Here is a 9,702-nt window from a genome sequence, read left to right as displayed (position 1 = left end):
GGGGATAACGAGGAGACCATCTCCATCCTGGTGAATGCGCTCCGCGAGCTGGCACAGACCTACTATAATGTAAACACAGCCAACGAGCTGGTTGTTAAAATTCCGGAAATTCCGCAGCTGTCCCTCATTCCAAGGGACGCCTTCTACGGGGATACGGAAGTCATTCCGTTCAAGGAATCGGCCGGACGCATTATCGCCGAGTTCATTTATGTGTATCCGCCGGGCATTCCGATCCTTCTTCCGGGAGAGGTCATCTCCCAAGACAATATCGACTACATCGTCGACCATGTGGACGTCGGGCTGCCGGTAAAAGGACCGGAAGACCGGTATATCCAAAACGTCAAGGTCATTGTGGAAACCGATCCGATTTTTTAATACGCGCGGCTGTTTGCCGCCTGCACCAAAAAAGAAACCCCCGGTCCCGCTTTCGCTGCGGTTCGGGGGTTTCTTGGTGTAGGGCTTGTGGCGAAATGGATTACTCCTGGTCCAACTGGGCAACCAGCTCGTTATAAGCGGCTTCCACTTTGTTCCATTCTTCTTCGTCTTCAATATTGTAAAGCATCATTTCCTCGTCCTCTTCCTCGACACGAAGGATGATGCCGTCCGCTTCAGGATTCTCACGTTCCAGCAGCAGTGCATAAACGTTCTCGCCTACATCGAATGTTTCGACAAGAACCATTTCCACGTCTTTGCCGTTCTCATCTGTCAGCGTCAGAACAAATTCCTCATGCTCGTGATCATGGTCATGATCATGATTGCAGGCTTCGCCGTGTTCATGCTTGTGATCGCTCATTTTAACTAAAAACCTCACTTATGGTTGGAATGGATCATACCACCGTATCGTATCACGTCCGCATGATCTGGTCAATTTATCCTCCTCGGGGGTTGTCAGTTCAGCGCAGTGATCACTTTTTGCGATACGAGGACGTAATCGCTGGTCTTGGTGGCTTTAATGTAGAACCCCACTTTATATTTGCCCGCGCTGCTGAAATCATACGTAAAATCGTATGTCCGGAACCAGAAATTATCCTTCTGGCTGCCGCTCACGTCCTGAGACTGGATATCCTTAACCTTTCCCGAAGGATCCGTAATAGCCACCTTTACGCTCGCCACATCATCCGATAAGCTGTCCACCTGGCAGAATACGTTAAACTTGAGCTTCCCTTTATTGACGTTACCGAAGACGGTATCTCCATTAAACAGAAATATATGTACGTTAGGCTTAATGAATTCAACCTTATTCGTATCTGAATTAAACTTTACGACCCCGTCAAACTCCCGAATCGGGACATAGGTTTTGCCGTCGATGATATAACCGCCGTCCTGGATTTCCTTGCCGTTCATCCACACCCTGACTTTCTGGGTGATTGAATCTGCAAACACAGACCCCCCCATCAGGGAAAAGGCGAATACGCATACCATAACTTTCTTCCAATTCATCTTGTTCATTTCCCTCCATTTCCATCGTGATGTTGTATGTATATACGAAAAGTACAAACGCAAGTTGCGCTGTCCATACGGACAAAACTCACATTTTTTCTCAAAAGTGAAGGAATTTTGTTCCAGAAACCAAAAAAAGCCCCACCTTGTGGGACTATAGCTCCAAATTTTTGGTTCAGTTCCTCATTTCTCTCCTTATTTCTTGGTTAAAATACAGGGCACCCCTTTGCCGACCGCACCCGGAACTCTCATCCGTGCCGCGTACGCCATTCCCCGGGCACAGGGCGTTTTACAGGCCTCACATACGTCGGAGGTCACGAGCCTCATGCCTCGGATGACCTTTTCCCCTTTGGCTTGTGCCGGTTTTTTGCTTTTTCCCTTCGCCATGACAAAACCCCATTTCGCGCGTTTACAGCATATTATGGGGGGAGATGGAAATTGGGAACTGTGGTGTATAATGAAAGAAAAAAATACGAACGGCATGCTCGGCATGCCGCTCATTTACAGGAGGATCAACCGATGAGCTTGCAGCTTCAGATGCTGGGGACAGGCAGCGCTTTTGCCAAAAAGTATTTCAACAATAATGCCCTGCTCGGGGACGGGTCGTTCACTTTGCTGATCGATTGTGGAATTACAGCACCCCTCGCCCTTCACCAACTGGGCAAAACGTTTAATGACTTGGATGCCGTGCTGATCACCCATATTCATGGCGATCATGTCGGCGGCCTGGAGGAGCTTGCCTTCCAGATGAAATATGCGTACCGTCGCAAAATGAAGCTTTATATCGCAGAAGCTTTGCGTGATGTGCTGTGGGAGCACACGCTGAAGGGCGGTCTGTCCCAACCCGGCGAAATCACCTGCCTCGAGGACGCCTTCGACGTACATACGCTTCAGCCGGGGGTTCCCTGCCGCCTGTCGGAGCAAATCGAGCTGGAGCTTATCCCGAACCGCCACATTCCGGGCAAAGACAGCTTTTCCCTCTATATTAACGGCCGGATCTTCTACAGTGCGGACATGACCTTCGACCCCGGGCTGCTGGACAAGCTCGTACGGGAACGCGGCTGTGATACGATCCTTCACGAGGTCCAGCTGGAAGGACCGGGCGAGGTGCATACGACGCTCAGTGAGCTGCTATCGCTGCCGGAGCCGGTTCAGCGTATGATTCGATTGATGCATTATGCGGATAATAAAGACGAGTTTGTAGGAAAAACCGGAGAAATGACCTTCCTTAAGCAAGGGCACGTATATACGCTGTAACCCTTGCAGGTCGATGTGGATTACGGGTGAAAAAACACAGCCGGCTGCAGAAAGATGAACCTTCTCTGCAGCCGGCTGTTATTTTTGGAAGCATGACGCTCGTCTTTTATTCAAAGGTAGGCAGGTTATCGAGATTATTCGACGGATCGCCGTCGGCGTCCCCGCGGATGTACATCTCGCCGTCACGGCCTTTAAAGACGTTTACTCCGGCAATGGCGCCCGCCTTTACTTCCTGCAGCGCCTGCTCGTAATCGAGCACCCGGCCCGACGACGTTTGAAAGGCCGTCAAGTCGCCGTCACCGTTCTTCTGTACTGCGATAAATTGTTCTCTTCCTGGGTTTCCCATCGATATCCACTCCTTAAGTTGTCATGATATATCAAGGTGACATATGGATATCGTTCCCTGAGAACATGGATTTATGCGAAGAAATGAAGCCTACAGTGGCTTCTTCATACGGACATGCGGAATGCCCGCGTCATCGAACGGCTCCTTGGAAATGACCTCGTAGCCTTGTTTTGCATAGAACTGTTCAGCTTGGCACTGAGCATCCAGGATGGAATAGGCCAGCCCCAGTTCCCTCGCACGCTCTTCCATCGCCATCAGCAAAATGCGGCCGAACCCGTGGGTGCGGAACTCGCGGCGAACCGCGATTCGCTGCATCTTGGCGGTATCGCTGTTATAATAAATGATCCGGCCGGTGGCCACATACTGATCCTTGTCCTGAAGGAGGATATGATGAACATTTTCGCTGATCACATCGTATTCGTCGATCTCCAGGTCGGCGGGCACGTTTTGTTCCTTGACGAACACCTCCTGGCGGATGTCCAGCGCATGTTCCAGCTGCTCGGGGGTCGTCACGTATACTATTTCTGCAGGCATCGGTTACCCTCTCTTTCATGCAATCAATATAAAAAACACGGCTGAATCATTATACAAAAAAATGATTTTCCTGTATAGTTGACTCATGAGAGCTCTATGGAAGGGAGACCATGGATCGTTATGGGCATGACCATTGCGCTGATCGTCATTTTATCAGCCATCTTGATCTATTCATTCATTTATGTCATCCAAAAAGGGTATTCACGCAAATGGGATGAGGAATAAGAAAAACGTTTATCGACGAACACTAAGGAAACCGAATCTCCGATGCAAATACTTTCTTATATCTAAAATAAAACAAGGGCCGGTGCAGTCGGAGCACGGGCCCTATGTCTTGTTCAGGGGGAATCAGGGCGGCGTAATAGGGCCCTTGGAATACACATCCTCGCTGACCGATTTGCCGTAAACGTCCAGCATAATCGGTGAGTCGGCCATTGTTGAACCGGGCTTGATCGGCTCCTGCGCATCCGAAAACTCACCCGCGGGGGAGCATCCGGCAAGCAGCAGGCACAGCCCTGCCGCGAGCAGCCCGCCTTTGTTCGGCATACCGTGCCACTCCTTCTGTTTCGAAATATACTTTAGTTTTCGCCCGTTTGGATAGCTTCTAATCATGAGCGGCAAACAAATTGTGCATGCCATTCACCGTGAGCAAAATAAAATGATTGACAGCTAACTACGGCGCTGTTATTATATTAAATGTATCTGACTTGTACGATCTGCTAGCTCAGCTGGGAGAGCACCATCTTGACAGGGTGGGGGTCAGTGGTTCGAGCCCACTGCAGATCATCTATAGAAACCCTTGAAGCTTAAGGCTTCAAGGGTTTTTTGTTATTTTCACACTTAGCTGCAGAAGTTTTGGCCTTGTCCCGTTAAGATAATCATCTATTTTGTTCTCACAGGGACCTCCGCCGTGTTTGCGAAGGAAACCGTTACATACGATATCTCAGGTTTCACATTTTCCAACAAAGGTGGGGTAACCAAATGGGTAAATTCTTTTTCCACGAACATGATCACCGTCGTCACTGTCATGTCCGCAAACCAAAACCAGTCATCCTCAAAAAAGAAATCAAGAAAACGATATTCGTCAAAGTCGACTGGGAACCTGTAATCAAAAAGGTCCACAAAGAAAAGCATGTTTCCTGCCATAAGATTCACAAACAGCACCACCACTTCAAAAAACGCCACCATAAAAGATGCCACTGTCGCGATCATCACTTCGGTGGAGAAATGTATTAATTCCGGATTTTTCGGATGAAATCAACACGACACCTCCCTGATCGCACGCCCGGGAACTTGGTTCCCGGGCGGCATCTATTTTATAAATCACACCGAACATCCGATAACATAGATGTTACCCATTTTACATAGAGGAGGCTTATGATGGATATCCCTGCTTTATCGATGGCCATGAGCCAGTCCCGGCTGGCTCAAAATGTGAGCATTCAGGTGCTTAAAATCGCTAAGGATCAAGCCTCGCAGGACGGTCAATCCCTGGTCAAAATGCTGGATAGCAGCGCCGTACCCCATTTGGGAAACCGTCTAGACATCCGGATTTAGCTGCTCGATTTTCTTTTCTGCCCCTCCAGACGGAGGGTTTTTTATTTTTCAGGACATCCGTTCAAATTAAATTCATATTTTAGGTCCATATCCCCACCAATCAAACATTCGTTCTCTATCCAACAGACGAAAATTATCTTATGATAAAGATAGTTATTGATACAAAAGTCTTACCAGTATGTGGATACGGGAGAATAGTCTCATGGAAAAGGAAATTGAAATGGCGATCCGCCGCGGCCATCAATTATTCGTTCAAAATTTGGATGGTGAATCCATCACCGGCATCCCCGAGAAATCCGATGATCCGGGCACTTTAAAGATGCGGACGGTGTATGGCTCCATGTGGATTCCGCTGGATGAAGTCGGCCATCTGTCACGCCTCATTCATATTCGTTAATATTCGCTGCCCTGCTTGGGCGGCTTTATTTTTTTATATAACGATTATCCTTTCGGCTCGTAAGGTGCAGGAAAATGTGGTTCAGCGGCGCTTGGAACGGTTTATCCTTACATATAAGGAACACACTATGGAAGTACCAACGATTCTACGGGAAGGACGTGTGGCGATGAATAAACCGAATGAAGAGGAACGTTTCCCCGGGGTCGACCCCATTCCGGATCCCGATCATGAAACGCCCTCATCCACGGACATGATTGAAGACGTGCTGGAAGAAGGGGCGCGGGAATTGAAGAAAGGTAAACATCCGTCGAACGGGGATTCACCGGATCATCAAGGGTGACGCGTTCCCTCGCTGTTCTGGAGACTATTCAGGCACAAAATAACCCGATGCCGCCGTGGCATCGGGTTATCGTTGTTTAGGAGCGCACTGAAGCGCTCAGCAGCGCTGCCAGCTTATCCGGGTAGTCGGTGATGATACCTGTTGCCCCTGCGTCGATAAGACGCTGCATTTCCTTTCTTCGTTGACCGTCCATGGGTGGTATACTTTACCGGCTGCCTTCGCTCCCGCCACAAATTCTGGCAGCACCGCAAAATGGTAAGCGTGCAGGGCGTCGGCTTCAACGCTGCGGGCATACTCCCACGGCTCATACAGTCCCTCCATGTACAAAATGCCAGTGCGGATTTCAGGCGCGAACTGCTTGCAGAGCCGCAGGGAATAGTGATTGAAGCTTGAGATGACGATCCGCTCGCTCAGGTTATAGCTTCTTACCATGTCGATGACCTTTTCCTCAAGCCCTGCATAAGGTACCTTCGTATTTTTCAACTCGATGTTGACGACGGTCCCGGTGTCCTGAACCAGCTCCAGCAGCTCTTCCAGCAGCGGAAGGCGCTCATCCGCAAAATCGGGATGGAACCAGCTGCCGGCGTCCAGCTTCCTCAGCTCTTCCAGGTCATGGTCTTTGACCCACCCGCTCCCGTTTGTCGTCCGGGACAACGTTTCGTCGTGAATCAGGACAAGCCGGCCGTCCCGGCTTAACTGAACATCGGTTTCAATCCCCGTGGCACCAAGCTCCAAACTGCGGGCAAAAGCGGCCATCGTATTTTCCGGACATACCGCAGATGCGCCCCGGTGGGCAAAATTAATAATCGAATCCAACTTCTCTCAACCTCCCGACTGGTATTCTCGTAAACCTTTACCAACTTATCGTACCTGTCTTATGTAATGCGAGTATAAACCGTAGAATTTACAAACCGCTCCATCCAAATTGATTCCTCTCTGATGGTTGTATTTTATCATGGATTTATCCCGCATATAAGGAGGTATTCGCTCATGATCGTGTTTGACGTCATCGTCCACGGAGAAGTCAAGGAAACCATCCGGCCGGCCACCCAGCGGCTGCAGCACATCCTCGCCTACGTCACCGAAGAGGCCAAGATCCTCAGCAAAAAATACGGAACGGCCATTAAACTAAACCGGAGAATCATTTATTGACCGGAAGGGGATCGGTACTCGATCGCCTTTTTTTATGTCGATACACGCTTTTCATTTCTCGTCTCGACGCAACGATGGGCCTCAAGAACATGCTGCGCCTCGATGCTTCGCTCCTTACTGCATTCCACAATGACCATAAAATGCCCCTGAATCAGCAGCTTCTCATAGTTTTCTGCATCCCCTTCGGGGACGCCAATCCCCACCAGACTGACAATCAGCCCGTCGCTCTTCCCGCCGACTTCCGCCCCCCCAAGTTTGGCCGCTGCCGGCCCCGATGCCCAGGTGACTTGATCCCGCAGCGTCAGGCTGGAGGTTAAATCCCGGATTTCGCCGAACAACCCGCTGGTACCATGCCTGGACACGGGTTCTTTCAAGCCGGTATCCCGGCATAGGATAGATAGCTGTCTCTTGTCAAGGGCAAGCAGCGACACGTCCTTTTTGTCAAAATGACGCTCCCAAAGCGCGCTGACCGCCAGCGCCGTATCCTGTCTCGTCCGGAACAATGCGATCACGAGTTGATTCATCCTCAATCCCTCCCAGGTTAAATAACGGTATGTAATTAGGTAAACTATCGCGGGCATAAAAAAACATCCCGGCCGGATACCGCCAGGATGTGTTGTGTTCCGCCTTAACAAAAACAGGAGCTCAAAATAATGACCAAAAGGATGAAGAGAACCAGGATCGCTCCCGTCGATTTGAAAACTCCGCCTGGATAACCAACGCCGCCTACGACTCCGCTCATAGGTTTGAACCTCCTTTTTCATGGGGTCAACCTATATTATGTAGTTCACCTGCGGTTTGACTGTACGAATACCCGGATTGCCTCAAACGGTTACCGCTTCCAGAAGCGATGGCAGGAGCTCCCTGAATCATCCTTATGACATTTGGTTAATGGGTTGTAAAAGAGGAAACAGACCGTTACATAGGCTGGTCCATGAAGGCTGGGGGGATTTGATTGCTGCAGAGCAAATATTTTCGTACATGTCTGGGTATCATCGCGGCGCTTCTAATTATTTATTTGGGTGCCAAAGTAAAGTTTATTTTCAATCCGATCGTGCTGCTGGTCAAGCTGCTGCTGGTCCCGGTCATGCTGGCCGGTTTCATGTATTATTTGCTGAGGCCCATCGTGAATTACTTAGAAAAGCACCACTGGAAAAGGCCGCTTTCGATTTTGTCGATCTACCTCGTGTTCGTTGGTCTGATCGCCCTGTTTTCGGTGCTGGTATGGCCAACGCTGCGCGAGCAGGTGATCACTTTTGCCGAAAACGCGCCTTATTTCGTGGAAGATTTGCAGAAGCAGTTTGAGGCTCTTCAGAAAAACAGCTTTTTCGCCAAGGCGCTGCCGAGCGAGTCAGAAATTTATGCCCGCGTGAGTGAATATCTCAACGGTCTAATTATGGCCGTAACAGATTCGATCTCCAATTTTATATCCGTCGTATCCAATGTCGTGGTCATTATTGCTACCGTTCCGATCGTGCTGTATTACATGCTGAAAGAAAGCAGCAAGCTTCCCCCTAAAATTTTGCATATCCTTCCGCGGAAATACCGGAAGGAAGGGAAAGAAGCGCTGCGGGAAATCGATACGGCGCTCAGCAACTTTATCGTCGGCAGGGTCGTGCTGAATCTCATTCTAGGCGTGCTGATGTACATCGGCTTTCTCATTATCGGGCTTCCGTACTCTCTCCTGCTCGCGCTGATCTCGATCGTCCTGAACCTGATTCCATACGTAGGTGCGATCATCGCTGCCATTCCGGTCGTTATCATCGGTTTTATCGATTCGCCTTCCGTTGCCGTATGGTCGCTCGTCGTGATCATCATCTCCCAGCAGATCCAGGATAATCTGCTGACGCCGATTATTTACGGCAAGCAGCTTGACATTCATCCGATGACGGCCATCGTCCTGCTGCTGATCGGCGGAGACGTATCCGGGATCGTCGGCGTCATTTTGGCCATTCCCGTCTATATGATCGCCAAGATCATTATCGTCCGGGGGTATGGGCTATTTTTGGCGGAAAAGGTAGATGACACGAAAGAGTGAGGAAAAAAAAAAGCATGCCGCAGGACCAATGTCTCACAGCATGCCACGCAATGACCGGACAACGCAAGTGCACTCCGCTTTCCGAAAAGTCCGGCCGTCCGACAGGGTCACCGTCTCCGCATTATGCGAGCTCAGGGTGGCCCTGTATGCTTCCAGACGGTCCTTCCGCCAGATCATGACCTCGGACCCGAACAACACGGCGTTATCGAACTGCCGTTTGTCCTTCATGATGTATCCGACCGAATGAGGCGCGGCGTCAGGGGCATTTTTCCCTTCGGGAAGAAGCCGGATCGTACAAACCTCGCCAAACGGCAGCTTCAGGTCGTGCGGCCCGAGCACGAGCCATTCGTTATGTTCATCCCACTTGCGAAGCGTCCCCTTGACCCGGGAATGCAGCTTGTCGTTGCACAGGATAGTAACCCGCCTGCCGATCCAGTTCTTCATGACCCTTTCGCCTCCTTTCGCATGAAAATGAGTTACCTGTCAGGAATCGCCCAATCGACCGGCTTGATCCCATGGGCTGCTAAAAATGCGTTGGCTTTGGAAAACGGCCTGCTTCCAAAAAAACCGCGGTGCACCGACAGTGGACTCGGGTGAACCGACTGGATCACCAGATGCTTTTTCCGATCGATAAAAGCTCC

Annotated in this window: 16 protein-coding genes, 1 tRNA gene and 2 pseudogenes; 8 read left to right on the top strand and 11 right to left on the bottom strand. The window is 50.1% G+C overall.

Going from position 1 to position 9,702, the window contains the following annotated elements; translation table 11 throughout:
- On the top strand, positions 1-375 hold a 375-nt coding region (locus tag CPT76_RS40345; protein WP_483870070.1), incomplete at its 5' end, for an Orn/Lys/Arg family decarboxylase.
- 100 nt (positions 376-475) lie between these two features.
- On the opposite strand, the gene CPT76_RS22865 is transcribed toward CPT76_RS40345, so the two are convergent.
- A complete protein-coding gene (locus CPT76_RS22865) occupies positions 476-793 on the bottom strand; it encodes a DUF1292 domain-containing protein (RefSeq protein ID WP_076169893.1) in 318 nt (105 codons plus the stop codon).
- Positions 794-888: 95 nt separating this feature from the next.
- A complete protein-coding gene (locus CPT76_RS22860) occupies positions 889-1,440 on the bottom strand; it encodes a copper amine oxidase (RefSeq protein ID WP_089548164.1) in 552 nt (183 codons plus the stop codon).
- Positions 1,441-1,959: 519 nt separating this feature from the next.
- Between CPT76_RS22860 and CPT76_RS22850 the strand changes: the two genes are divergently transcribed.
- Positions 1,960-2,697, top strand: coding sequence for an MBL fold metallo-hydrolase (locus tag CPT76_RS22850; RefSeq protein WP_105444557.1), 738 nt, complete (start codon positions 1,960-1,962; stop codon positions 2,695-2,697).
- Positions 2,698-2,803: 106 nt separating this feature from the next.
- Here the strand turns inward: CPT76_RS22850 and CPT76_RS22845 are convergent, their stop codons facing one another.
- The 3 genes from CPT76_RS22845 to CPT76_RS22835 form a co-directional block, all read right to left on the bottom strand.
- Positions 2,804-3,043: a DUF3892 domain-containing protein gene (locus CPT76_RS22845; RefSeq protein ID WP_076169889.1), complete on the bottom strand. Its 240-nt coding sequence runs from the start codon at positions 3,041-3,043 to the stop codon at positions 2,804-2,806.
- A gap of 90 nt (positions 3,044-3,133) precedes the next feature.
- Positions 3,134-3,577, bottom strand: coding sequence for a GNAT family N-acetyltransferase (locus tag CPT76_RS22840; RefSeq protein ID WP_105444556.1), 444 nt, complete (start codon positions 3,575-3,577; stop codon positions 3,134-3,136).
- Positions 3,578-3,925: 348 nt separating this feature from the next.
- On the bottom strand, positions 3,926-4,123 hold the full coding sequence (locus CPT76_RS22835) for a hypothetical protein (RefSeq protein WP_105444555.1): 198 nt from the start codon (positions 4,121-4,123) through the stop codon (positions 3,926-3,928).
- 167 nt (positions 4,124-4,290) lie between these two features.
- Between CPT76_RS22835 and CPT76_RS22830 the strand changes: the two genes are divergently transcribed.
- Positions 4,291-4,363 (top strand) — tRNA-Val (locus tag CPT76_RS22830).
- A gap of 96 nt (positions 4,364-4,459) precedes the next feature.
- Here CPT76_RS22830 and CPT76_RS22825 read toward each other — a convergent pair.
- Positions 4,460-4,777, bottom strand: coding sequence for a hypothetical protein (locus CPT76_RS22825; RefSeq protein WP_181153006.1), 318 nt, complete (start codon positions 4,775-4,777; stop codon positions 4,460-4,462).
- A 180-nt stretch (positions 4,778-4,957) separates the two neighbouring features.
- Between CPT76_RS22825 and CPT76_RS22820 the strand changes: the two genes are divergently transcribed.
- The 3 genes from CPT76_RS22820 to CPT76_RS37705 all read left to right on the top strand — a co-directional run bounded on the left by CPT76_RS22820 (position 4,958) and on the right by CPT76_RS37705 (position 5,871).
- Positions 4,958-5,134 (top strand): YjfB family protein, encoded by a 177-nt coding sequence (locus tag CPT76_RS22820; protein ID WP_105444553.1) that lies wholly within the window; start codon positions 4,958-4,960, stop codon positions 5,132-5,134.
- 202 nt (positions 5,135-5,336) lie between these two features.
- Positions 5,337-5,531 (top strand): hypothetical protein, encoded by a 195-nt coding sequence (locus CPT76_RS22815; protein ID WP_089548166.1) that lies wholly within the window; start codon positions 5,337-5,339, stop codon positions 5,529-5,531.
- 166 nt (positions 5,532-5,697) lie between these two features.
- The gene (locus tag CPT76_RS37705) at positions 5,698-5,871 is read left to right on the top strand and encodes a hypothetical protein (protein ID WP_181153005.1); all 174 of its coding nucleotides are present in this window, start codon (positions 5,698-5,700) and stop codon (positions 5,869-5,871) included.
- Between the two features lie 76 nt (positions 5,872-5,947).
- Here the strand turns inward: CPT76_RS37705 and CPT76_RS22810 are convergent.
- A pseudogene (locus tag CPT76_RS22810) lies at positions 5,948-6,687 on the bottom strand (glycerophosphodiester phosphodiesterase).
- A 174-nt stretch (positions 6,688-6,861) separates the two neighbouring features.
- On the opposite strand from CPT76_RS22810, the gene CPT76_RS22805 reads away from it, so the two are divergent.
- Positions 6,862-7,023 (top strand): mechanosensitive ion channel protein MscL, encoded by a 162-nt coding sequence (locus CPT76_RS22805; protein WP_105444552.1) that lies wholly within the window; start codon positions 6,862-6,864, stop codon positions 7,021-7,023.
- A 32-nt stretch (positions 7,024-7,055) separates the two neighbouring features.
- Here CPT76_RS22805 and CPT76_RS22800 read toward each other — a convergent pair whose 3' ends face one another.
- Both CPT76_RS22800 and CPT76_RS22795 read right to left on the bottom strand, forming a co-directional pair.
- Positions 7,056-7,547, bottom strand: a complete 492-nt coding sequence (locus tag CPT76_RS22800) for a hypothetical protein (RefSeq protein ID WP_105444551.1) — start codon at positions 7,545-7,547, stop codon at positions 7,056-7,058.
- A 104-nt stretch (positions 7,548-7,651) separates the two neighbouring features.
- Complete coding sequence (locus CPT76_RS22795) at positions 7,652-7,765, bottom strand: sporulation protein YjcZ (protein WP_084203873.1); 114 nt, start codon at positions 7,763-7,765, stop codon at positions 7,652-7,654.
- A gap of 213 nt (positions 7,766-7,978) precedes the next feature.
- Here CPT76_RS22795 and CPT76_RS22790 point away from each other — a divergent pair, with 213 nt between their 5' ends.
- Entirely contained in the window at positions 7,979-9,061 is a 1,083-nt protein-coding gene (locus tag CPT76_RS22790) for an AI-2E family transporter (protein WP_105444550.1), read from the top strand.
- A 33-nt stretch (positions 9,062-9,094) separates the two neighbouring features.
- Here the strand turns inward: CPT76_RS22790 and CPT76_RS22785 are convergent, their stop codons facing one another.
- Complete coding sequence (locus CPT76_RS22785) at positions 9,095-9,505, bottom strand: hypothetical protein (RefSeq protein WP_076169879.1); 411 nt, start codon at positions 9,503-9,505, stop codon at positions 9,095-9,097.
- Between the two features lie 32 nt (positions 9,506-9,537).
- Positions 9,538-9,702 (bottom strand): annotated as a pseudogene (locus tag CPT76_RS40335) (uracil-DNA glycosylase); the annotation flags it as partial.

It is taken from the genome of Paenibacillus sp. AR247, from assembly GCF_002968895.1.
GTDB lineage: Bacteria > Bacillota > Bacilli > Paenibacillales > Paenibacillaceae > Paenibacillus_AQ > Paenibacillus_AQ favisporus.
The sequence above is the reverse complement of the archived record's forward strand: the minus strand, read 5'-3'. Positions and strand labels throughout refer to the sequence as shown.

What these genes read in the sequence shown, in the direction of transcription:
- CPT76_RS22820 (WP_105444553.1), top strand. Translation starts at nt 4,958, where the DNA reads ATGGATATCCCTGCTTTATCGATGGCCATGAGCCAGTCCCGGCTGGCT.
- CPT76_RS22805 (WP_105444552.1), top strand. Translation starts at nt 6,862, where the DNA reads ATGATCGTGTTTGACGTCATCGTCCACGGAGAAGTCAAGGAAACCATC.
- CPT76_RS22860 (WP_089548164.1), bottom strand. Translation starts at nt 1,440, where the DNA reads ATGAATTGGAAGAAAGTTATGGTATGCGTATTCGCCTTTTCCCTGATG.
- CPT76_RS22835 (WP_105444555.1), bottom strand. Translation starts at nt 4,123, where the DNA reads ATGCCGAACAAAGGCGGGCTGCTCGCGGCAGGGCTGTGCCTGCTGCTT.
- CPT76_RS22850 (WP_105444557.1), top strand. Translation starts at nt 1,960, where the DNA reads ATGAGCTTGCAGCTTCAGATGCTGGGGACAGGCAGCGCTTTTGCCAAA.
- CPT76_RS22795 (WP_084203873.1), bottom strand. Translation starts at nt 7,765, where the DNA reads ATGAGCGGAGTCGTAGGCGGCGTTGGTTATCCAGGCGGAGTTTTCAAA.
- CPT76_RS22865 (WP_076169893.1), bottom strand. Translation starts at nt 793, where the DNA reads ATGAGCGATCACAAGCATGAACACGGCGAAGCCTGCAATCATGATCAT.
- CPT76_RS37705 (WP_181153005.1), top strand. Translation starts at nt 5,698, where the DNA reads ATGAATAAACCGAATGAAGAGGAACGTTTCCCCGGGGTCGACCCCATT.
- CPT76_RS22845 (WP_076169889.1), bottom strand. Translation starts at nt 3,043, where the DNA reads ATGGGAAACCCAGGAAGAGAACAATTTATCGCAGTACAGAAGAACGGT.
- CPT76_RS22815 (WP_089548166.1), top strand. Translation starts at nt 5,337, where the DNA reads ATGGAAAAGGAAATTGAAATGGCGATCCGCCGCGGCCATCAATTATTC.
- CPT76_RS22840 (WP_105444556.1), bottom strand. Translation starts at nt 3,577, where the DNA reads ATGCCTGCAGAAATAGTATACGTGACGACCCCCGAGCAGCTGGAACAT.
- CPT76_RS22785 (WP_076169879.1), bottom strand. Translation starts at nt 9,505, where the DNA reads ATGAAGAACTGGATCGGCAGGCGGGTTACTATCCTGTGCAACGACAAG.
- CPT76_RS22800 (WP_105444551.1), bottom strand. Translation starts at nt 7,547, where the DNA reads ATGAATCAACTCGTGATCGCATTGTTCCGGACGAGACAGGATACGGCG.